Origin of the sequence: Kribbella aluminosa (genome assembly GCF_017876295.1) — a bacterium.
GTDB lineage: Bacteria > Actinomycetota > Actinomycetes > Propionibacteriales > Kribbellaceae > Kribbella > Kribbella aluminosa.
Genome location: NZ_JAGINT010000002.1, coordinates 635,671 through 656,566 on the forward strand (window position 1 = coordinate 635,671; position 20,896 = coordinate 656,566).

Consider the following 20,896-nt stretch of genomic DNA (forward strand, 5'->3'; position numbering starts at 1 on the left):
CCCCGAGGGCCGCGTCTCCTGGAGGCGCGGCCCTTACCTGTTGGCCTGCAGGTCCCGGTTCTGGCCGGTGGTCCGGATCTCGGGTGCCCGCTCACCGGTCGCGGTGACCTTCCCGGTCGGTACGGCGGCCTTCACCTGCGCGGCCTGTACGACGCCGGACTGGGCGGCGGCCACCCCGATCCGGGTCTGCACCCACTTCTGGAAGCCCGGGTCGCCGACCTTGATCTGCTGCCCGGTCCGGGTCAGTAGACCGTTGGAGACGAGCTTCTGCGCCGCGCCGTCGAGCGACCAGCGGTCCGGATCGGCTCCGGACCGGGCCGGGATCGGTATCCCCTGCGCTCCGTGCGAGGCGGTCCTGGCCAGCAGGTCCTTCTGCTCGGGCGTGCAGTTGTACCACGCGGCGTCGTACAGCACCCGGGAACGGATCTGGTGCCGCTCGATCGCGGTGCCGACGGTTTCCGCGGCGAGGGTCTGGTCCGGGCCGGCCAGGTCGAGCGCCTCGCCGGTCAGGGTCCGCAACCGGCTCGGGTTGCCGTTCGCCGCCGCGAGCAACTGGTCGACCGCCTGCGGGGTGCATCGGATGCCGGCCTCCTGCAGCGGGCGGCTCAACGCCGGCCGCAGCTCCTCCGCACTCAACGGGGTGAGTCGGCGGACGTCCCAGCGGGCGGCCTCCATGGTCTCCTTGCCGGCCTTCCCACCCGATGCCTCGAGCAACCGGCTGGTGGCCTCCTCGCCGCCTGCGGCAACCAGGAACAGCGGCTTCTTGGCGCGGCGCAGGTGCGTCGACAGATCGGTCAGTGTGGTCAGGTCCGACTTCGAGGCGGCGTCCAGGTTGTCCACCATCAGCAGGATCGGCTTGCCGGTCGGTGCGGCCATCTTGCCGAGCTGCGCGGCCACGTCGTTCAGCGTCGCGCCGACCGAGTCTCGGGCGACGCCCTCCCAGGACCGGTGAACGCCGACCTGGAACACCGACGGCCAGCCGAACCGCGCCTGCGCGGTGTGCATCCGGTTCTGGGTCCGGATCGCCAGCCCGTTCACCAGCTTCTTCAGCTGGTTCACCTCGCCGGGCGGGAAGCGTGCCTCGAAGGTCCCCAGCTGGCTCTGCAGGGCGCGGATCACCCGGGCCTCGATGGGCTCCCGCCGGGTGGCGTCCAGCCGGATCGAGATCCAGCCCTCCTGGTCGGCGAGCTTCTTGGTCCGGTTCAGCTCCTGGCTGGTCCCCGATCCGGGCGGGCCGGTGAACAGCACCGACGTACCGCGGGGAACCCGCTGGTCGAGCGAGATCGGCCGGCCCCGTTCGTCCTTCCGGTCGACCTGGTGGACGAGCTTCGCGGCGGACCCGAACACCTCGTTGGTGCGCTCGAGCTTGCCGGTCGGATGCGCGGGTGCGAGCGCGCCCGACCGGGCAGACGCCGGCAGCAGCGGCTGCTCGGCCGGTGGCTTCGGGGTCTGGCCGAGATAGTCGTTCAGCCAGTCCCGGAACCCGTGGTCGGGGATCGTGACGACGGAGCCGTCGTGCTCGCGGAGCAGGCCTCGGGCGACCAGGTCCTGCCGGGCCTCGTCGAGCGGCTGCCAGGCTCCGGGGCCGGCGGCCTGCGTGACGGCCGGCATCGAGAGGCCGTCCGAACCCTCGGCGGCGACCCGGGCGAGCAGGTCCTTCTGCGCGGCGGTGGTGTCCTTCTGGTCCCACACGTCCTGGTACATCTGTGCCGCGTCCGCGTTCACGTGGGCGATCGCCCGGGCGGCCGTCAGCACGGTGATGCCCTGCTCCTGGTCCCGGTACGCGACGGCGGCGTTGCAGAAGTTGCGGATCCGCGCGGGGTGGCCGTTCGCTGCGGCGAGCAGGTTCTGGATCGCGATGTCGTCGTACGGAATGCCGGCCGCCTCCAGCGGCTTGGTGACGGCCGGCCAGAGCTGCTCGTCCGCGACCGGTTCGAGTTCGCGGATGTCGAACTGGTTCGACGTCGTGGTGGCGATCCCGGACATCCGCCGGGAGGCCACCATCAGGCTGCTGGTCGACATCGAGCCGCCGGCCGCGATCAGCCAGACCGGACGGTCCAGCCCTTCGATGTGGATCGCCAGCTCGTTCAGGCCGGCCCGGTCCGGCTCCTCCGCCTTGTCGATGTTGTCGACCAGCAGCAGGATCGGCTTGTTGTCGATCTCGGTCAGCTTGCCGAGCTCGTCGGCGAAGTCGTTCAGCGTGGTGCCGAGCTTGTCGTACGCCGTGGTGTCCTGCTCGGTCTTGTGGATCACCTGGACCGGGCCGCCGCCTACCCGGGTCTCGACCCCGACCCGGGTCTTGCGGCCGCTGCGGGTCAGGTCGTTGACGGTCTTGCGGAGGTTACTGAGCGGGTCGGGACGGAACCGGGCCAGCATCCTGCCGAAGCCGGTCGTCGGCGGCCGCCGACGGAACCGCCGGTCGAGCGTGTCCAGGCTGTTCCGGACAGCTCCGGTCAGGTGGTGCTCGATCGGGATGTTCGCGGACGCGGACATCCGGATCGTGGTCCAGCCGTGCTGCGCGGCCAGGTCCTCCGCACGGTCGAGTTCCGTGCTCTTGCCCATCCCCGGCGGGCCGGTGAACAGGATCGCCTTGCTCTCCGGCAGGGCGTGGCCGAGCGAGATCGGATTGCCGAGCCGGTCGGTGCGCGTGACACGGTCGACCCCCCGGACCTGGCTCATTGGAACAGCCTGCGGATCGTAGCCGTCCCCGACACTGTCGGTGAGTTACCTACGGGTTAACAGTCGGCTCCCGGAAGTTGAATCCGCGTCCAGGGCAAGTGGTCTATTCGCGGCGGCCCGATCGTGCACTCCTGGCGCGAAACGGTTGGAAGCCGGGGGCCGCGCTGCCACTCTCAGTCATATGCGAATCAACCGAGTGCTGACCGCGATGCTCGCGGTACCGCTGCTGGGACTGGGGTTCGCGACCGCGCCGCTGGCAGCGCACGCCGACCCCGATCCGGATCTGAAGATCACCTCGATCACGCTGAACAAGACTGCCGTCGCCGTCAGCGGCCTGAACACGGTTCCGGTCACCGTCACGGTCACAGGTTCGTATGCGCCCGAGCCGACGACGACCCTGAACGTGGTCCTGGAACGCACCGGCGGCACCGGGATGGACCCGTCGCTGTTGTCGACCAACCTCGTCCGCAACCAGGCCGCCGGCACTTGGAGCGGGTCGGTACTGGTCCCGTCGACGGCGAACGGCACCTTCAAGGTGACCGGCGCTCAGACAGGCCCGTTCTTCCCGGGCAGCGGGAGTATGACGACCCCGACGCCGTACTCCGGTCCGACGCTCACGGTCACCGGCACGCACCAGCCGAGGATCACCGCCTCGGTGACCCCGAAGGTCGTGCCGCGCAACAAGCCGTACACGATCAAGTGGGCCGTCACCGACGCGCAGACCGGCAAGCCGTACGGCACCCGGGTCCGGGTCGCGCTGGAGAACGACAACCTCTGCGTCGAGTACATGGGGCCGGGCCACACCGACTTGACCGACGTCAACGGCGTGGTCACCAAGTCGTACCCGGGGTCCCTTGGCGACTACCTCAACTGCCTGCTGCTCCCGGGCAATCCGAACACCACTGGCTGGCTGTCGTTCTTCGTGTCCCGCCCGGTCTCCAAGCCGACGGTGACCGCGGTGCCGTCGCGGACCAGCGCGCCGGTGGGCGCCATCGTGCCGGTCAACGGTGCGGTGCACACGGTGGCGGCGGGCTGCAAGGTGTACCTGCAGCGGTTGTACGGCGCGACCCAGTGGCGGACCGTCAGCACCGGGCAGGTCCGCTCGTCCGGGCGCTACACGGTGAACGCACAACCGGCGTACAAGGGCAGCATCCCGTACCGGTCGTACGTCCCGCCCTGCAACTCGATCGCCGCGTTCAGCAAGGCCTTCTCGATCCGGGGTACGTAGCCGGGTTGGGCGGATGGGTTAGGGTGACCTTACTTATCCGCCCGAGAGGAAAGTGGTCGCGTGCCCAGCCCCGCACCCCGTCGTAACCGCGTCTGCAAGCGTGCCGTCGTCCAGCGGACCGAGCGGATCACGCCGCACATGATCCGGGTCGTGCTGACCTCCGACGACTTCGCCGGCAACGGCTGCACCGACGCGTACGTGAAGCTGCTGTTCGGCAAGGCCGGCGTCGAGTACCCCGAGCCGCTGGACATGGGCGTGGTGCGGGAGACGTACCCGAGCGACCAGTGGCCGACGATGCGCACGTACACCGTCCGCAGCTGGGACGAGGCGACCCGCGAGCTGACGATCGACTTCGTGCACCACGGCGACGAGGGTGTCGCGGGCCCGTGGGCGGCGTCGGCGCAACCCGGTGACGTGCTGTGGTTCAACGGCCCGGGCGGTGGCTACACGCCGGACGAGGCCGCCGACTGGCACCTGCTCGTCGGCGACGAGAGCGCGCTCCCGGCGATCGGCGCAGCCGTCGAGCAGCTGGCCCCGGGTACGCGGGCCACGGTCCTCGTCGAGGTCGCGGACGAGACCGAGCAGCAGAAGTTCGGCAGCTCGGCCGACGTCGACGTCCAGTGGCTCCACCGGACCGCGGACGCTCCTCGCGGCGACGCGCTGGCGTCCGCCGTCGAGTCGCTCGACTTCCCGCCCGGCACCCCGCACATCTTCGTCCACGGCGAGGCCGGCTTCGTCTTCCGCATCCGCAAGAACCTCTTCCAGGACCGCGCCCTCCCCCGCGACCGCGTCTCCCTTTCCGGCTACTGGCGCCTCGGCAAGAACGAAGACGGCTGGCAAGCCGAAAAAGCCGACACCAGGAAGCGCGAAGAAACAGCGAACAACTAGCTCCGCTGAACCTGCGCGGTGCGACCATCGGTTGTGCCTAGCAGAGGAGAAGCGATGAACGACCCTCATCTCTCCCGCGAACAGCGGGCAGCGCTGGAAGCCATCCACGGCGACCGAGGAGATCCTGCGGAGCCCTTCGTGGCCGAGGCCGGTGACGGACCGGTGCGCGTCGAAGGCACCCCGGACCTGCGGCGCCGGCTCAGCTCCAGCAAAACCTCAAGCCGCAAAAACGGCAAGACGCGCTGACCTCGTCCTTGGGTGGAGTCGAGGCGGTACGGCGAGAGCTCGGCGACGTGCTGCATGAACAGCTTGGCCGCCCGCCCGTTGCCCTCCCGGAACGGATGCGCCTGGTTCACGTACGCGTACACCTTCGCCGCGTTCTCCCCGAACTCCCGCTGGCTCATCGACGCCCACTCGGCGGACTCGATCAGCTTGGCGGCGTCGTCCAGGTAACGGTCGACCTGCCCCGGCGGTGCGAAACCGCCTGGGTGACCCTTGTACAGCTCGGTCTGCCGCGTCTGGCCGGCCCACTCGTAGACGTCCTGGAAGAGGTACGCGTGAACCGCGCGCAGGTGACGCGCGTCGTACGTTCGCGGAATGTCCGCCTCACCCGACTCCAGTTCGCGCTGGCGGTCCGCCACAACGGCGTACTCCAGGCCTTCAGGGTTTCCTTGTCGCGCTCGCCGAACTTGTTCTGAAGGGTCCTGGTGCGGGGGCGGGTAGACGTACGGATCCTGTGCCATCGTGGGCGGCTCAGTCCTGCCCGGCGGCGCGGCGGCGGGCGGCGGCGTGGGCTCGGCGGAGGTACTCGTCCTTGTCGATCAGGCCGAGGGCCCGGACGACCAGGTTTCGACGTCCTCGCGGTTCGGCTCCCAGCCCTCGTGCCAGGCGTTGGCGAGTGACTGTACGACGGCGCGTCGTTGGTCGTCGCCGAGCGAAGTGAAGAGCTCCGGCCAGCGCTTCTCGACGTCCAGTTCCTCGGGCACGGTCCCAATTGTACGAAAAGTCAGTGGCTGCGGCGGGCCGTGAGGATGTCGATGAGGGTGCTCGCCTGGTTGGTGGGGAGGACCCAGTCTTCGCCGTTGGCCTGGAGGATGACGGCGGGGCCGGGGGTGGCAACTGCGTGGGTTACCGCGATCGGGAACTTGAGGCGTTCGGCGCCTGAGAGGGAGAACTCGTGGGTGCCGGTGACTGCGGTCAGCGGGTAGCTGCGGGACTGGTGTTCGGCGCGGGGGATCGGGTGCGACTGGACGGTGACCGAGTCGGCGCCGACGAGTACCGCGGCCAGCGGGATCCCGCGGAGACGGAAGACGAGTTCGTACGGCGTACCCGCCAGCTCCGGGTCGAACGGGACGAGCAGCGCGCGGTCCGCCGTACGGGCGAGGGCGAGGCCGGCGACGATGCCGACGATCAGCCCGGGCACAGCGAGTACGACCGGCCACCACACCCCGACCGCCAGCGGGAACAACGTCACCATCAAGCCGGTCAGCCCGCCGAACAGCCCGGCGACGCCCGTCCACCAGCGCGGTTGGTACCGATGCCGGCGGCGTAGCACGAACCCCAGCGCCAGCATCGCCACCGGTACGACGCAGCCGATCCACGCGGCCGCCGTACCGCGTGACGCGATCACCGCGACGACGATCAGCAACAGGACCGGGATCCCCAAGTATGTCGCCGCCACGATCCGCTGCACCCGCTGATGCCTGCTCTCCACGGGAAAACCCAAGCACATCCCCGGGCGAGCACCTACTGTGCATCGGGTGATCGAGATTCCCGCGAGGCTCATCCGGAATCACCGCGCGAAGGCGTCCGACTGGCTGGACAGCCTGCCCGGGGCCGTCGAGCGGTACGTCGGCGAGTGGGAGCTGACCGTCGACGGCGAACTGCTGAGCGGCGAGGCGTCGCTGATCGTCCCCGTCGTACGCCGGGACGGGACGGCGGCGATGCTCAAGCTGCAGTCGGTGAACGACGAGAGCGAGAGCGAGGCGCTCGCGCTCCGGACGTGGAATCACGACGACGTCGTCGAGGTCCTCGAGGACGACCCGGAAACCTCCACCATCCTGCTCGAGCGGCTCAAGCCGCGGACCCTCGACGACCACCCCGATCACGTCGAGGCCACGCGGATCCTCGCCGGGATCCTGAGCCGGCTGATGGTCGTCCCCGCGCCGCCGGGTGTCCGGAAGCTCGCGGACATCGCGGCCGGGATGATCGACGACGCGCCGCGCCTGATCCCGCAGCTGGCGGATCCGGCCGAGCAGGCGTTGACCTGGCGCTTCGTCGCGATGGTGAAGGAGCTACTGCCGGAGTCCGGCGACCGCCTGCTGCACTGGGATCTGCACTACTACAACGTGATGGCGGCGGAGCGGCAGCCGTGGCTGGCGATCGACCCGAAGCCGCTGGCCGGTGATCCGGCGTTCGAGCTGATGCCCGCGGTGTGGAACCGGTGGGACGACCTGGTGGCCACGGGTGATCTCTCGCAGGCGATCCGGGATCGGTTCCAGCTGATGCTGGACGTGACCGGGATCGAGCGGGACCGGGCGCTGGGGTGGACCGCGGGGAGGATCCTGCAGAACGTGCTCTGGTTCACCGAGGACGGCGACACCCGGATCGAGGACGAGCTAGCGGCGGTAGCCGGTGCCCTGTTCTCGTGATTACATGATTACGTGACGACTCCGACGCTGTACGACTGGGCGGGTGGGCACGATGCGCTCCGCCGGCTGACCGACGTGTTCTACGACCAGGTGCTCGAGGACCCGATCCTCGCACCGGTCTTCGCGCACATGAGCGAGAACCACCGCGAGCACGTGGCGATCTGGCTCGGCGAGGTGTTCCGCGGGCCCAGCCGGTACACCGACGAGTTCGGCGGCTACCCGGCGATGCTGGCGCACCACCTGAACCTCGGGCTGACCGAGGAGCAGCGGTCTCGCTGGGCGGCGCTGATCGCTGCCAGTGCGGACCCGGCGGGCCTCCCCGACGACCCGGAGTTCCGCTCGGCGTTCGTCGCGTACATCGAGTGGGGAACAAGGATCGCGCTGGCGAACTCACAACCCGGCGCAACCCCGCCCCCCCAGGCCCCGGTCCCCCACTGGGGCTGGGGCGAGGCCCCGCCGTACCAACCCTAACCGTCCCATCACGGCCATCTTTGTGCACGCACCAACCAGTTTTCCGCTCCGGAAATGGTCGACAGGTGCACAAAGATGGCATAGATCGGTGGTCGCGGGAGGGGGTGCTGAGGTGGCGGACACCCGGGCGCGCGCCGGGGACCTACGGGTTGGATACAGTCGCGGTTCAGCTAGTGTCCGCCGGCGGGGATGCGAGGGTTTACCTGTGACCGCTCAGCTCGAGTACCCCGACGTACAGGATTCCGATGCGCTGCTGTCCGTGCAGGGGCTGTGGAAGGTGTTCGGCCCGAAGGCGCAGCGGGTGCCGCACCGGTCCGACCTGGCCAGGCTGGACCGGACGGAGCTGTACGCGAAGACCGGGTGTACGGCGGCGGTCCGCGACCTGAGCTTCGACGTGGCGCCCGGCGAGGTGTTCGTCGTGATGGGCCTGTCCGGATCGGGCAAGTCGACGCTGGTCCGCTGCCTGACCCGGCTGATCGAGCCGACCGCCGGGCGGCTCACCTTCGAGGGCGAGGACCTGCGCGCGGCCGACGAGAAGCGGTTGCGCGCACTCCGGCGGAGCAAGTTCTCGATGGTCTTCCAGCACTTCGGGCTGCTCCCGCACCGCAAGGTGATCGACAACGTCTCGTACGGCCTGGAGATCCGCGGCGAGAGCAGGCCCGACCGGCGCCGGCGCGCCCAGGAGGTCATCGACCTGGTCGGCCTGGCCGGCAACGAGCACCTGTACCCCGAGCAGCTGTCGGGCGGCATGCAGCAGCGGGTCGGCCTGGCGCGGGCGCTGGCGAACGACCCCGACGTGCTGCTGTTCGACGAGCCGTTCTCCGCGCTCGACCCGCTGATCCGCCGGGAGATGCAGACCGAGGTGGTCCGGCTGCACCGAGAGGTCGGCAAGACGATGGTGTTCGTCACCCACGACCTGTCCGAGGCGCTGAAGCTCGGCGACCGGATCCTGCTGATGCGCGACGGCGCCGCGGTGCAGCTCGGTACCGGTGACGAGCTGGTCGGTGCGCCGGCCGACGACTACGTCCGCGAGTTCGTCCGCGACGTACCGCGGGCCGACGTCCTCACACTGCGCTGGATCGCCCGCGACCCGCACCCGGACGAGCCGCTGGACGGGCCGGAGCTTGGTCCCGACGTACTGGTCCGGGAAGCGACCCGGCTGGTGCTGGAGTCGAACCGCCCGGTCAAGGTCGTGGACAACGGCACGCTGCTCGGGCTCATCGGCGACGAGGAGATCCTCGCCGTCGTCGCGGACACGAACTGATGGCGTCGATCACCGGCTCCGTCGAGATCGAGGTACGGCGGCCCCGCCGCGGAGTGGTTGTCGGCGTACTGCTGGTCGTCTGGGTCGCGGCGTACTTCGTGCTGCGCGGGATCGACACGCTCGTCCTCGGCGGCCAGGACACGACCGCGCTGCACCGGTGGCTGACCGAGCACCGCGACGCCGTCGGCCAGGGCAACGGGTTCTTCGGCGCGATCCGGGTCGCCGTCGACCAGATCGTGGTGCTGCTGCAGGACGTGATCTCGCAGCCGTCGTTCGACCGCCCGGTGCCGGTGATCGGCTGGCTGGGCGTGATCGCGATCGCGGCGTACTGCGCCTGGGCGTTCGGCAACTGGAAGGTCGCCGTGCTGACGGCCGCCGGGCTGGGGTTCGTCGGGTCGCAGGGGCTGTGGCAGCAGAGCATGGACACGCTCGCGCTGACCATCGCGGCGGTGCTGCTGTCGTTGCTGGTGGCGATCCCGCTCGGGATCTGGGCGGGGTTGTCGGATCGCGCGTTCAAGGTCGCGACGCTGGTCCTCGACCTGATGCAGACGCTGCCGACGTTCGTCTACCTCGCCCCGCTGACGCTGTTCTTCGCGATCGGGCCGGCCGCGGCGACGATCGCCACCCTGATCTACGCGGCGCCGCCCGCGGTCCGGCTGACCGCGCACGCGATCCGCTCGGTGCCGCCGGAGAGTGTCGAGGCGGCCCGCTCGCTCGGCTCGACCCGCGGTCAGACGCTGCTCAAGGTGCTGCTGCCAATGTCGCGCTCGACCGTTGTGGTCGGCATCAACCAGACGATCATGGCCGCGCTCTCGATGGTGACCGTGGCCGCGCTGATCGACGCGCCGGGCCTCGGCCAGACCGTGCTGAAGGCGCTGCAGACGCTGGACGTCGGCGTCGCGTTCAACGCCGGCCTCGCGATCGTCGTCCTCGCGATCGTCCTCGACCGGGTGACGACGGCGGCGGGCGACCGGCCCTGGCGGACGGCGAGTGTTCGGAGGAAGGTGCTGCTCGGCGCGGGCGCGGCCGGCGTACTGGTGGCGATCTGGTTCTCGCGGACCTACGTGTGGGCGGCGGAGTTCCCGTCGGGCGTGAACGTGGGCTCGTGGATCGCGTCGGTCGCCTCGGGCGTGACGACGTGGGTCCAGGACGTGTTCGGCGGCTTCACGTACGGCGTACGCGACGCGGTGACGGTCGGCCTGCTCAACCCGCTCGAAGGGTTGCTGACGGGATCGCCGTGGTGGCTGGTCAGCGTCTTCGTCGTCGCGCTGGCCGCGGTGCTGGGCGGGTGGCGGGGAGCCGTTCCCGCAGCGGTTTGCTTGGGTCTGCTGGTCGCGACCGGGGTGTGGCACGACAGCATGGTCACGCTGGCGTCGACGTTGCTCGCGACTGTCGTGGTCGTGGTGGCCGGACTCGCGCTGGGCGTGTGGGCCGGGCGGAACCGGCGGGTCGACATCTGGATCCGGCCGGTGCTGGACGCCGGCCAGACGATGCCGCCGTTCGTGTACCTCGTGCCGTTCCTCGCGCTGTTCGGCACCAGCCGGTTCACCGCGATCGCGGCGGCAGTCGTGTTCGCGGTCCCGGTCACCACCAAGATCGTTGCCGATGGCATCAGGGCCGTCCCGGTCGCGACCGTCGAGGCGGCGAACTCGGTCGGTTCCAGCAGCTGGCAGGTGATCAGCAAGGTGCAGCTGCCGGTGGCCCGGCGGGCGATCACGCTCGCGGTCAACCAGGGGCTGATCTATGTGTTGTCGATGGTCGTCTGCGGCGGCCTCGTCGGCGCGGGCGCACTCGGGTACGACGTGTCCGCGGGGTTCGCGCAGAGCGACCTGTACGGCAAGGGGCTCGCGGCCGGCTTGGCGATTGTTCTTCTGGGTGTGTTGCTCGATCGAGTGACACAGGCGGCGGCCCGCCGTACCCACAACTATGAAGGAGACAAGCGGTGAAGAAGCTCCGGTACGCCGGTGTTCTGATAGCTGTCGCATTGGCGGTGGCCGGATGCGGTGGGCAGAAGGTTGGTGAGGACAAGCCGGCTGCCGGTGGCAAGGAGTGCGGCTCGTTCAACCTGACCGTCAGCCCGTGGGTCGGGTACGCGGCGAACGCGGCCGTGGTGTCCTACGTGGCGACCAAGGACCTCGGCTGCAAGGTCGTGGAGAAGAACCTGGCCGAGCAGGTCGCCTGGCAGGGCTTCGCCACCGGCGAGGTGGACGTGAACCTGGAGAACTGGGGCCACGAGGACCTGAAGAAGAAGTACATCACCGACGACAAGGTCGCGGTCGAGGCCGGTTCCACCGGGGTCAAGGGCGTGATCGGCTGGTACGTGCCGCCGTGGATGGCCGCCAAGTACCCGGACATCACCGACTGGAAGAGCCTGAACAAGTACGCCGGCCTGTTCAAGACGTCGGAGTCCGGCGGCAAGGGACAACTGCTCGACGGCGACCCGTCGTACGTGACCAACGACGAGGCGCTGGTGAAGAACCTGTCGCTGAACTACAAGGTCGTGCAGAGCGGCAGCGAGACCGCGCTGATCCAGGCGTTCCGGGACGCGGAGAAGAACAAGAAGCCGCTGCTCGCGTACTTCTACGAGCCGCAGTGGTTCTTCAACGAGGTCAAGCTGGTGAAGATCAACCTGCCGACGTACAAGGCCGGCTGCGACGCGGTCCCGGCGAAGGTCGCCTGCGACTACCCGCCGTACGACCTGGACAAGATCGTCTCGAAGAAGTTCGCCGGCTCCGGCAGCCCGGCGTACGACCTGGTGAAGAACTTCAAGTGGACGAACGAGGACCAGAACACGGTCGCGCGGATGATCGCGGTCGACAAGCTGACCCCGGACCAGGCCGCCGAGAAGTGGGTCAAGGACAACCAGCCCAAGGTCAACGCCTGGCTCGGGAGATAGTTCTCTCCACATCGAAACGCTCGGCGGGCGGCAGCGGTACGCCGACCTGCTGGCGCAGCGTTTCCGCGTCGGCCAGCAGTGACAGGGCGCGGCCGGGATCCTCGGTCGCGCCCGCCAGCCCTTCGAGGGCCAGCGCGATCGCCCGGTCGTCACCGACCTGGCGCGCGAGTTCGAGACCGCGTTCGTGCAGCGTACGGGCGGTCTCGAGGTCGCCGCGCTGTTCTGCGATGAAGCCGAGCTGGTTGTGGATGAACCCGATCCCCGGCGTCCCGCCGACCTGCTCGAGCCAGCCGAGCCACTTGGTGAAGTGCCGCTCGGCGTCGTCGAGGCGGCCCTGGCGGCGTGCGGACAGGCCGAGCCCGACCTCGGCGTACTCCTCGGCGGACTTGTTCGACTGCTCGACCGCCAGCCGGCGGGCCTGTTCGTGCAGTTCGTCGGCGCGGGCGTAGTCGCCGGTCAGCATCGCGATCCGGCCGAGTCCCGCCGTACGGAACGAGACCTCTGTCCACAGCCCGAGGTCCTTCGCGTGCCGGACCGCATCCTCGAGGTACGTCGTGGCGGTCGGGTAGTCGCCGCTGATCTCGGCGGCCACGATCAGCGCGTACGTCGCCTGCAGCCGGCCCCAGTCGTCGTCGAGTTCGTCGAACAGCTCCAGGCTGCGGCGGCTGTCCCGCTGCATCGCCTGCAGGTCCGCGTGCACGATGTTGAGCTGTGCGCGGGTGCTCAGCGCGGCGGCCAGGCCCCACCGGTCGCCCTGCTCGGTGAAGAGCACGATGGCCCGGTCGATGCGCTGCATGAGTACTACGGGGTCGCCGTACGCCCAGCGAGTCATGGTGAGGAACCACAGCGCGTGCGGGTCGTTGCCGACCGCTGCGAGAGCGCGGTCGCCGGCGGTGGCGACGTCGGTGCCGTACGCGTCGGTTGCGGTCATGCCGGCAAGCCAGACGGCGGCCTGCGCGCGGAGCGCGGGCGGTTGGCCGGGGAGGTCGAGCGCGGCGGCGAGGGTACGGCGGGCCTCGCCGTAGCGGCCGCGGAGGTACCAGTACCAGGCAAGGGCGTTCGCCAGCTCGAGGGACGGCGGGAGGAGACGGAAGTTCGCCACCTCCTGGTCGAGGCGCTGGAGCCACTCACGTTGGCGTTCGCCGCGCAGCTCGGCCTGCTGTGCGAGCGTGAGGTAGTAGGTGGCGTGCCTTCGCCGCAGCGTCGCCTCGTCGCCGGCCTCTGTCAGCCGTTCGAGGCTGTACGCCGCTATGGACTCCAGGAGGTGGTAGCGGCCGGCTGTTGCGACCACGAGCGACTTGTCGACGAGTGCCAGCAGGAGGTGCTCCGGTAGCTCGCTGACGTGCGCTGCTGCGTCCAGGGAGAACGTGCCGGCGTGTACTGCGAGGCTCCGGAGCATCTGGCGCTCGTCGTCCGCCAGCAGGTCCCAGCTCCAGTCGATGGTGGCGCGGAGCGTGCGCTGACGTTCCGGGCCGGCCTTGCCACCGGCCAGCAACCGGAAGCGGTCGTCGAGGCGTTCTGCGAGTCCTTGGACGCCCAGCGCGCGGACACGGGTCGCGGCCAGCTCCAGCGCGAGCGGGATCCCGTCGAGCCGGTCGCAGATCGCGGTGACGTCTTCGGTGACGCCTGCGCGCGCTCTGAGCAGCTCAGCCGCGGCTGCTGGTGTCAGCGGGGACACTTCGAGCACGTGCTCACCAGACACCCCGAGCGGTTCACGACTGGTCGCCAGCACCCGAACCCCCGGCGCGGCCGCGAGCAGGCCTTGCACAAGGGCTGCCAGCTCCAAGTGCTCGCAGTTGTCCAAGATGAGCAGAATCTCCCGAGCGCGCAGCGAATCGACCAGCCGTGGGAGGAGGTCACCGGCCTCATCGCGTAGCTCGAGTGCGGTGGCGAGCGCCTCCAGCACGTCCCCCTGCTGTACCGATGCCAGCTCCACCATCCGCGCGTTCCCGCCCCTCCATCCCACCTCCAGCGCCAACCGAGTCTTGCCAACCCCACCGACGCCAACCAACGTCAGCAGCCGGTTACCCCCAAGCTGCTCCTCCACTTCCGCCAACAGCTCCGCCCGACCGACGAGCCCGTTGAGCGGCGCGGGCAGCGTCGGGGAGTGTTGCAGGGACGGGTCATGGCGGAGGATCGCCTGGTGGAGGGCGGTCAGTTCCGGGCCGGGGTCGGCGCCGAGTTCCTCGGACAGGGCTTCTCGCAGCTCGGCGTACGCGCTGAGCGCCTCGTGCTGCCGTCCCGCGCGGTAAAGCGCCTTGAGGTGTACGGCGTGCAGCCGTTCGTCGAGCGGGCGTTGCCGGATGAGCGCGGTCGTCCGCTGCAGTACGTCGTCGCCGTGTTCGAGCGCCGTCAGGTACAGGTCTTCCAGGTGCTCGCGTGGCGCTCGGGCGAACTCGTGATCCCGGACATCGACGTACGGCTGACCTCGCCACAGCCCGAGCGCATCCCGTCGGCGACCGGCCTGCACGTACTCCTCGAAGATGTTGCTGTCGACAACCTCCGTGTCCAGCGTGTACCCGGCCGGACCGTGCTGCACCAGCGCTCGCGAGCCGGGCTCCGCACGCTCCAGCGCCGACCGTAGCTGGGACACCCGCGCCTGCAACGTCCCGGTCGCGTTCCGCGGCGGGCGCGACCCCCACAGGTCCTCGATCAGCCGGTCCGCGCTGACCGGCGTACCCAGGTTCGCCAGCAGGTCCAGGAGCAGGATCCGGACCTTCGTGTCGGGTACGGCGACCGGTTCGCCGGCGTCCGTCCGCACGATCAGCGGACCGAGCACCCCGAAGTACATACCCGTAGTAAACCCGTAGCGTGTTCTTCCAGGATCGGCTGCATGAGTTCACGAGAAGCAGTGACAGTGATCGGGCTGGGCGCGATGGGGTCCACGATGGCCAGGACGTACGTCGCTGCCGGGCACGCGACCACCGTCTGGAACCGGACGCCCGGCAAGGCGGACGGGCTGGGCGCGGCGCCGGCAGCGACGGCGGCCGAGGCGGTGGCTGCCAGCGCGGTGGTGGTGATCAGTCAGGTCGACTACCCGGCGATGTTCGAGTCGCTGGCCGGCGCGGACCTGCGCGGACGCGTGCTGGTCAACCTCAGCTCGGACAGCCCGGACCGCCTGCGGGAGGCGGCCGCCTGGGTCGCCGAGCGCGGGGGCACGCTGGTGACCGGCGGCATCATGGTCCCGCCGCCGGGGATCGGGCAGCCCGGCGCGTACGCGTTCTACGCCGGACCCACGGAAGCAGTCGAGGCTCACCGCAGCACCCTGGAGGTCCTGGGCCGCGTCGACCACATCGGCACCGACCCCGGCCTGGCGATGCTCTACTACCAGGCCATGCTGAACATCTTCTGGACGACGTTGATCAGCTACTTCTACTCCGCCTCCCTGGTCGGAGGCGCCGAGCAGTTGCGTCCGTACGTCGCGGCCATGCTCACCGACCTGACCCAAGAAGGCCCGATGGGCTTCCTGCGCATTCTGACCACCCAGCTCGACTCCGGTGAGTACCCGGGCGGCGAGAACAATCTCCACATGCAGGCCATCGGTTCCGAGCACGTCGTCCAGGCCTTCACCGACGCAGGCCTCGACGCGACCGTGCCAGGTGCAGTCGCCGCGTTGTTCGCCCGCGCCGACGCGGCCGGGTACGGAGCCAACGGCCTGAGCGCTCTGGCCGAGCTGATCAGGAAGCCGTAAGTCAGCTTGAGCTTGTACACACGGGCCGGGGGCAACTATCACGATGTGAATCGGCAACGCCGACGACACGCCGGAAAATCGGCGGAACCGGGTAAGTTCGTGCCCATGATCATCGTGACAGCTGCACTGAAGGGCGGGGTCGGCAAGACAACCACGTCGGTGTACTTGGCCGCGCTGGCATCTTCCAACCGTCGCACAGCCACCCTGGTCGACGCGGATCCGCAAGGCAGCGCTGCGGACTGGATCGCGGAGTCCGCCGACGAACACCTCTCCAGGATCGACATCGCGGAGGCCCCGACCGAGCGTCTGCTGAACAAGGCGCTGGACAAGGTCCCACCGGAGGGCATCGGCATCGTCGACATGCCGCCGTCCCACGAGCGGCTGCTGAACAAGGCCCTCGAACGCGCCCGGATCGTGGTCATCCCGACCCGCATCGGCGGTGTCGAGACCCCGCGGGTGAAGGCCGTTCTCGACCTCGTACCGGACGACGTGCCGGCCGGTCTGGTGATCTGCTCGGCGCGCACGTACACGCGCTCGTACCAGGAGGCGATGCAGCAGTACGCCGCCGAGAACATCCCGGTCTGGGGCACCATCCCGGAGCGCGTCTCGATCACCGCCGGCCCGACCGGCCCGCTTGCCCCCGACGGCCTCGAGTCCTACAAGAAGGTCTGGCGCAAAATCCTCGCCGCTGCTCGTACCTAAGGCGGCTAACGCTGGAGCGGCGGTTCGCCTCGGACGTAGGAGCGGATCACGGTGGCCGCCGCGCCGCGGGCCCAGTCGTCGAAGGTGTGCGAACGGAGCGTCAGCCGGCAGTCCCCGGCGGCCCCGAACGCGTGCTCCGCGAACGCGCGCCGCATCCGTTCCTCGTACAGGTCGTACTCCGCGACGCCCTCGCCGGCGATCATCACGAGCTCGGGCCCGACCAGGTTCACCATCGCGGCCAGCGCGGCCCCGATCACCTCACCGGCTCGGTCGAACGCCTCCCGAGCCTGCTGGTTCCCGTCGTGCGCCAGCTCGATCGCCCCGGCCAGATCCAGCTCCGGGCGTCCGGTCTGCTCCCGCGTCCGGGCCAGGATCGCGTCCGACGACGCGACCGTCTCGACACACCCCCGCCGCCCGCAGGTACACACCAGCTCGCCCGGCGCCAGCGGCAGATGGCCGAGCTCGCCGGATACGCCGTACGCGCCGGAGACCACCTCGCCGTTGATGTACAGCCCGCACCCGATGCCGGAGCCGATCGTCACCACCGCGAACGAGTCCGCGTTCACCCCGGCGCCGAACCAGTGCTCGGCGACGGTCAGCGCGCGGACGTCGTTCGACACCAGGATCGGCACCCGGATGCGCTTGCCGAGCAGCTTCGCGACCTGGACGCCCCGCCAGCCCATCAGCGGCGAGTCCCGGACCACGCCGTGCGTCGCGTCGACATCACCCGAGACCGCGATGCCGATCCCGGCCAGCGGGCCGGCCATCGCGGTACCGGTCTTGAGCGCGCTGATCAGCGCCTTCACGTGCTCCGCGAGGCGGTCGATCACCACCTCCGGATCGGTACTGTCCAGCTCCTCGTGCCGTACGTTCAGGATCCCGGCGGTGAAGTCGGTGGTGACCCCGATCAGGCTGGTCGGCGTGACCTTGACGCCGATCACCGACACGCTGCTCGGTACGACGGTCAGCGGGCTGACCGGCCGCCCGATGCCGACCTGACCCTCGTCGCCCGCCGGGGCATCGGTGACGAACCCGGACTCGATCAGCGGCGCGACCGCCTTCGTCACCGCCGCCTGCGACAGCCCGGTCCGGCGCGCGATCTGCACCCGCGGGATCGGCCCCTGGGTCAGGATCTTGGTCAGCACCTCGATTCCCGCCGGCGTGGCCAGGGGAAGCGGACGATGAGGACGCAGCGGCACGAGAACAACTTACAAGCGGACGGACGCTAAGCGCCGGTTTCTGCCAGTGTTGGTGACGTCAGCGCCCAGCGGATCGTCTTGGTGAGCCCGTCCCCGGCAGCTCGTACGACGGTCTGCTCGGCCAGCGGGAGGTACGGGAGCCGCAGCGGGAGCCGTGTCCACCACGGGAGCAGTCCGACGGAAGCCGCCGTCAGTACGCCGTACGCCGGGCGCGCGGCCCACGGAACGGGCGGGTGTATCAGGATGAAGCGGGCCGCCTGACGTGCTTCCGTCGTGCCGCGGAGCTCGGGCTGGTACTCCTTCAGCAGCCGGCGTACCTCGGCGAGCGTGGTGGGCGGGTCGATCACGCCCAGCTTGGCCGCGACGAGCGCCGCGTCCTCGACGTACTGGTCCTGCTCGTGAGCGGTCAGCGGGTGCGCGCCGTACCGCTGGTGCGCCGCGAGGAAGCTGTCCACCTCCGCCACATGCACCCACTTGAGCAGGTGCGGGTCCGACGCCCGGTACTTCACCCCGTCCGGACTGGTACCCCGGACCCGCTCGTGCACCGCCCTGACGTGGGCGATCGCCTCTTCCGCGTCCGGGATCGCGCCGTACGTCGTGATCGCCAGGAAGTAGCTGGTCCGCCGTAGCCGTCCCCACGGATCGCCCCGGTACCCGGAATGCGCCGCGACCGCGGCCATCGCCAGCGGGTGCAGCGACTGCAGCAGGAGCGCCCGCAGACCCCCGGCGAACATCGATGCGTCACCGTGCACCCGGCGGATCGGCCGGTCCGGCGCGAACCACCGCGGACCGGGGGTGCTGTGCACCCGATCCCGCTCAGCCTGTGGGTCCGGCCCCGCAACCTTCGTCAGGATCATCCGCGCCAGGCTGTCCCGCAGCGGGTTCAGCTGGGAAGAGAAGGTGGCGGCCATGCACCCAGTGTTGCTCAGTCGGCGTACTCGTGCTCCAGCAGCGAGTAGAGCCGGGAATCGCGCCAGACGCCGTTGGTGAACACATGGTCGCGCAGCTGGCCCTCGTAGCTGAAACCGATCCGCTTCACCACCGCGATCGAGGCCTCGTTCTCCGGCCCGATCGCGGCGGTCACCCGGTGCCGGCCGAGCGAGCCGAAGGCGAACCCCAGGAGCGTCCGGGCCGCGTCGGTCGCGTACCCGTGGCCCCAGTGGTCGGCGCCGATCGCGTAGCCGAGCTTGGCCGTCCAGGGCCCGCTCGGCGCGATCCGGCCGAACCCGATCACCCGATCCTCGTCCGGCCGGGTGACCGCGAGCATGTAGTCGGGCCGGTCCTCCTGCGCCGACCGGTGCACGATGCCGGCCAGGTTCTGCTCGGCCTTGGTCCGGTCGTAGCTGTCGAACGCCATCCAGGTCGTGACCCGGTCATCACCGGCGATGGCCAGGTAGTCGTCGAGGTCGGAGGTCCGGAATTCGCGCAGTACGGTCAGCTGTCCGCTGAGCTCCATCCGCGCAGGCTACCGGGGGAAGGACTGCATCGGCGTCCGGGTGAACGACTCGATCTCCTCCTGGAGCTCCCTGGCGTCGTCCGCGCGACCGGACTGCCGCAGCGCCTGGTGGACGCGGCGGGCCGAGTGCACGACACCGTTGATCCGGCGTTCGGTCGGTAGCGTCAGCACCGGGGCCAGTGCGTCCGCGGCACCGTCCAGCTCGCCGCTCGCGATCCGGGTGATCGCCATCGCGGCGTGGCTCCCGGCGGCGTCGCCGAAGGCCCACTCGGGGTGGTTCTGGTCGGTGTAGGCGTCGACGGCCTGGCTGGAGTACCGCTGGGCCTGCTCGACCTCTCCCGGCAGCTGCGCCAGCGCGTCGGCGGCGTAGTACAGCTGGCGGTTGCGGCCGAAGGTGCAGAGGCCGCCCATGTCGTCCAGGTCGTCGTTGTGCACCGAGTTCCACGCCTCTTCGGCGCGCTCGAGCGCGGCGCGAGTGGCCTCCGGGTTGCCGAGCGCGGCCCAGGCGCGGGCCTCACTGACCGGTAGCCAGACGCTGGTGGTGCTGTTCGCCTGCTCGGCATAGCCGGCGCCGAGCTGGGCGTAGCGCACCGAGTCGTGCGGGTTGCCGGCCCAGTAGGAGACCAGCGACTGCAGTCCGCGCACCCAGGCGCGGAGCCCGTGGTGGTCGGCGTTGTCGGCACACATGAACGCGGTCCGCGCCTGGGTGAGCGCGGCGTGCGGGTTACCGAGGTCGTGGGAGGCTTTGGCGAGCAGCCCGCCGGTGACACCGGCCAGGAAGTAGAGCTGACGGTGGTTCTCCGGGCGTTGCCGGCTCTCGAGCAGGCCGAACACCAGGTCCTGGGTCTCGACCAGCTGGCCGAGGATCTCCGGCAATGGGCGCTGTGGGTACGCCTGGGCGGCGTGGCGTACGTCGTCGTACACCTGTTCCATGGCCTCGCTTCCGAGACCGGACTGGGCCGCAAGGGCGAACGCCCTTGCTCGGCTGGCAGCCATGTCGAGAACCTCCATCTCGTTACCTGTCGTGATCCGTCCACTCGCGGCAGGTGCCGGCACCACCTGGGCGGCCGGTTCGGCGACGTACGGCGAGAGGAGTTCCTCGACGGGCTTGCCGAACAGGCGTTGCAGGGTGCGCCGGGTCTGAGGAGTGGTCCCTGCGCGCTCGCCCGATGCGAGCCGCCGCAGGTGCCGCTCGGTGATGGTTCCACCCAGCTCGACGAACTCGGCGACGATCTCGGAGTAGGTCTGGTTCCGGCGCTGGATCAGGTGCGCCAGGACCGTCTTTGGCGCGTACCTACCCGCCATCGTTCCTCCCGTTCACGTCAGTCAGACGTTGTCTCGACTTATGCCCCACGACAAGGTGCTGTCCTCCAGATGTCCGCGAGAGGACCGGAAGAGGTCCGGCAAAGGTCCGGTCCAGGTCCTAGAGCGGTCACGTTGGGCTCGTGCACCATTACTGCCATGACAACCAGTAAGTCCAACTGGTTGCAAGGCCTGAGAGTTACGGGGTGAGAGGTTGTGACCATCGCGGAAATCACGTCCAGACAGCACCGGCGCAGAGTCCGGGTCTGGTTCGGTGAGCACGTGATCGCGCAGTACGTCGCGGAGGCGCCGCTGGCAGCCCGATACGAACAGGCGATGCGGCGCCGTTTCGCCGGTCTCAAGGTCACCAACGACCTGCTCGGGCCGCTTGACGCGACCGACTGAAACACCCTGATGTTTCCGGGTCCTCCTCAGACCCGGTGAGCTGCACCCTGGGGTCTCCTCACGT

19 protein-coding genes are annotated in these 20,896 nt (G+C 69.7%); 10 read left to right on the forward strand and 9 right to left on the reverse strand.

Translation table 11 applies throughout. From position 1 onward, the window contains the following. Window positions 1-33: 33 nt before the first annotated feature. Complete coding sequence (locus JOF29_RS24430) at window positions 34-2,679, reverse strand: hypothetical protein (RefSeq protein WP_209696795.1); 2,646 nt, start codon at window positions 2,677-2,679, stop codon at window positions 34-36. Between the two features lie 181 nt (window positions 2,680-2,860). On the opposite strand from JOF29_RS24430, the gene JOF29_RS24435 reads away from it, so the two are divergent. After that, a complete protein-coding gene (locus JOF29_RS24435; RefSeq protein ID WP_209696796.1) occupies window positions 2,861-3,907 on the forward strand; it encodes a hypothetical protein in 1,047 nt (348 codons plus the stop codon). A gap of 60 nt (window positions 3,908-3,967) precedes the next feature. Further along, window positions 3,968-4,795, forward strand: coding sequence for a siderophore-interacting protein (locus JOF29_RS45520; protein ID WP_209696797.1), 828 nt, complete (start codon window positions 3,968-3,970; stop codon window positions 4,793-4,795). A 65-nt stretch (window positions 4,796-4,860) separates the two neighbouring features. On the opposite strand, the gene JOF29_RS24445 is transcribed toward JOF29_RS45520, so the two are convergent. From JOF29_RS24445 to JOF29_RS24455, 3 genes are all read right to left on the reverse strand, one after another. Next, window positions 4,861-5,436 (reverse strand): Fic/DOC family protein, encoded by a 576-nt coding sequence (locus JOF29_RS24445; RefSeq protein WP_209696798.1) that lies wholly within the window; start codon window positions 5,434-5,436, stop codon window positions 4,861-4,863. Between the two features lie 180 nt (window positions 5,437-5,616). Continuing rightward, complete coding sequence (locus JOF29_RS24450; protein WP_209696799.1) at window positions 5,617-5,781, reverse strand: antitoxin VbhA family protein; 165 nt, start codon at window positions 5,779-5,781, stop codon at window positions 5,617-5,619. 20 nt (window positions 5,782-5,801) lie between these two features. Next, window positions 5,802-6,509 (reverse strand): hypothetical protein, encoded by a 708-nt coding sequence (locus JOF29_RS24455; protein WP_209696800.1) that lies wholly within the window; start codon window positions 6,507-6,509, stop codon window positions 5,802-5,804. A gap of 37 nt (window positions 6,510-6,546) precedes the next feature. Here JOF29_RS24455 and JOF29_RS24460 point away from each other — a divergent pair, with 37 nt between their 5' ends. The 5 genes from JOF29_RS24460 (at window position 6,547) to JOF29_RS24480 (ending at window position 12,077) form a co-directional block, all read left to right on the forward strand. Next, a complete protein-coding gene (locus tag JOF29_RS24460) occupies window positions 6,547-7,446 on the forward strand; it encodes an aminoglycoside phosphotransferase family protein (RefSeq protein WP_209696801.1) in 900 nt (299 codons plus the stop codon). Between the two features lie 12 nt (window positions 7,447-7,458). After that, window positions 7,459-7,917 (forward strand): group II truncated hemoglobin, encoded by a 459-nt coding sequence (locus JOF29_RS24465; RefSeq protein WP_209696802.1) that lies wholly within the window; start codon window positions 7,459-7,461, stop codon window positions 7,915-7,917. Between the two features lie 205 nt (window positions 7,918-8,122). Further along, window positions 8,123-9,181 carry a quaternary amine ABC transporter ATP-binding protein gene (locus JOF29_RS24470; RefSeq protein WP_209696803.1) on the forward strand — a complete coding sequence of 353 codons (1,059 nt, stop codon included), beginning with the start codon at window positions 8,123-8,125 and terminating at the stop codon, window positions 9,179-9,181. Next, on the forward strand, window positions 9,181-11,127 hold the full coding sequence (locus JOF29_RS24475; protein WP_209696804.1) for an ABC transporter permease: 1,947 nt from the start codon (window positions 9,181-9,183) through the stop codon (window positions 11,125-11,127). The genes JOF29_RS24470 and JOF29_RS24475 overlap by 1 nt, the downstream gene beginning before the upstream one ends. Further along, complete coding sequence (locus JOF29_RS24480) at window positions 11,124-12,077, forward strand: ABC transporter substrate-binding protein (RefSeq protein WP_209696805.1); 954 nt, start codon at window positions 11,124-11,126, stop codon at window positions 12,075-12,077. The genes JOF29_RS24475 and JOF29_RS24480 overlap by 4 nt, the downstream gene beginning before the upstream one ends. On the opposite strand, the gene JOF29_RS24485 is transcribed toward JOF29_RS24480, so the two are convergent. Beyond that, window positions 12,055-14,868 carry an ATP-binding protein gene (locus tag JOF29_RS24485; RefSeq protein WP_209696806.1) on the reverse strand — a complete coding sequence of 938 codons (2,814 nt, stop codon included), beginning with the start codon at window positions 14,866-14,868 and terminating at the stop codon, window positions 12,055-12,057. The genes JOF29_RS24480 and JOF29_RS24485 overlap by 23 nt on opposite strands. 42 nt (window positions 14,869-14,910) lie before the next feature. On the opposite strand from JOF29_RS24485, the gene JOF29_RS24490 reads away from it, so the two are divergent. After that, on the forward strand, window positions 14,911-15,768 hold the full coding sequence (locus tag JOF29_RS24490; protein WP_209696807.1) for an imine reductase family protein: 858 nt from the start codon (window positions 14,911-14,913) through the stop codon (window positions 15,766-15,768). Window positions 15,769-15,873: 105 nt separating this feature from the next. Further along, window positions 15,874-16,470, forward strand: coding sequence for a ParA family protein (locus JOF29_RS24495; RefSeq protein WP_209696808.1), 597 nt, complete (start codon window positions 15,874-15,876; stop codon window positions 16,468-16,470). Between the two features lie 5 nt (window positions 16,471-16,475). Here the strand turns inward: JOF29_RS24495 and JOF29_RS24500 are convergent, their stop codons facing one another. Genes JOF29_RS24500 through JOF29_RS24515 form a run of 4 tightly spaced genes read right to left on the reverse strand, consistent with a single transcriptional unit; the run spans window position 16,476 to window position 20,430 of the window. After that, entirely contained in the window at window positions 16,476-17,669 is a 1,194-nt protein-coding gene (locus JOF29_RS24500; RefSeq protein WP_209696809.1) for an ROK family transcriptional regulator, read from the reverse strand. Window positions 17,670-17,695: 26 nt separating this feature from the next. Beyond that, window positions 17,696-18,580 carry an oxygenase MpaB family protein gene (locus tag JOF29_RS24505; RefSeq protein WP_209696810.1) on the reverse strand — a complete coding sequence of 295 codons (885 nt, stop codon included), beginning with the start codon at window positions 18,578-18,580 and terminating at the stop codon, window positions 17,696-17,698. Window positions 18,581-18,594: 14 nt separating this feature from the next. Further along, window positions 18,595-19,125 carry a GNAT family N-acetyltransferase gene (locus JOF29_RS24510; RefSeq protein WP_209696811.1) on the reverse strand — a complete coding sequence of 177 codons (531 nt, stop codon included), beginning with the start codon at window positions 19,123-19,125 and terminating at the stop codon, window positions 18,595-18,597. 9 nt (window positions 19,126-19,134) lie between these two features. Then, the gene (locus JOF29_RS24515; protein WP_209696812.1) at window positions 19,135-20,430 is read right to left on the reverse strand and encodes an NsdA family TPR-like regulatory protein; all 1,296 of its coding nucleotides are present in this window, start codon (window positions 20,428-20,430) and stop codon (window positions 19,135-19,137) included. A gap of 213 nt (window positions 20,431-20,643) precedes the next feature. Between JOF29_RS24515 and JOF29_RS24520 the strand changes: the two genes are divergently transcribed. Further along, window positions 20,644-20,832 (forward strand): hypothetical protein, encoded by a 189-nt coding sequence (locus tag JOF29_RS24520; RefSeq protein WP_209700304.1) that lies wholly within the window; start codon window positions 20,644-20,646, stop codon window positions 20,830-20,832. Window positions 20,833-20,896: the final 64 nt, after the last annotated feature.

Coding starts and splice junctions, on each gene's coding strand:
- JOF29_RS24430 (WP_209696795.1), bottom strand. CDS start 2,679: ATGAGCCAGGTCCGGGGGGTCGACCGTGTCACGCGCACCGACCGGCTC.
- JOF29_RS24435 (WP_209696796.1), top strand. CDS start 2,861: ATGCGAATCAACCGAGTGCTGACCGCGATGCTCGCGGTACCGCTGCTG.
- JOF29_RS24475 (WP_209696804.1), top strand. CDS start 9,181: ATGGCGTCGATCACCGGCTCCGTCGAGATCGAGGTACGGCGGCCCCGC.
- JOF29_RS24485 (WP_209696806.1), bottom strand. CDS start 14,868: ATGTACTTCGGGGTGCTCGGTCCGCTGATCGTGCGGACGGACGCCGGC.
- JOF29_RS24490 (WP_209696807.1), top strand. CDS start 14,911: ATGAGTTCACGAGAAGCAGTGACAGTGATCGGGCTGGGCGCGATGGGG.
- JOF29_RS24495 (WP_209696808.1), top strand. CDS start 15,874: ATGATCATCGTGACAGCTGCACTGAAGGGCGGGGTCGGCAAGACAACC.
- JOF29_RS24505 (WP_209696810.1), bottom strand. CDS start 18,580: ATGGCCGCCACCTTCTCTTCCCAGCTGAACCCGCTGCGGGACAGCCTG.
- JOF29_RS24510 (WP_209696811.1), bottom strand. CDS start 19,125: ATGGAGCTCAGCGGACAGCTGACCGTACTGCGCGAATTCCGGACCTCC.
- JOF29_RS24515 (WP_209696812.1), bottom strand. CDS start 20,430: ATGGCGGGTAGGTACGCGCCAAAGACGGTCCTGGCGCACCTGATCCAG.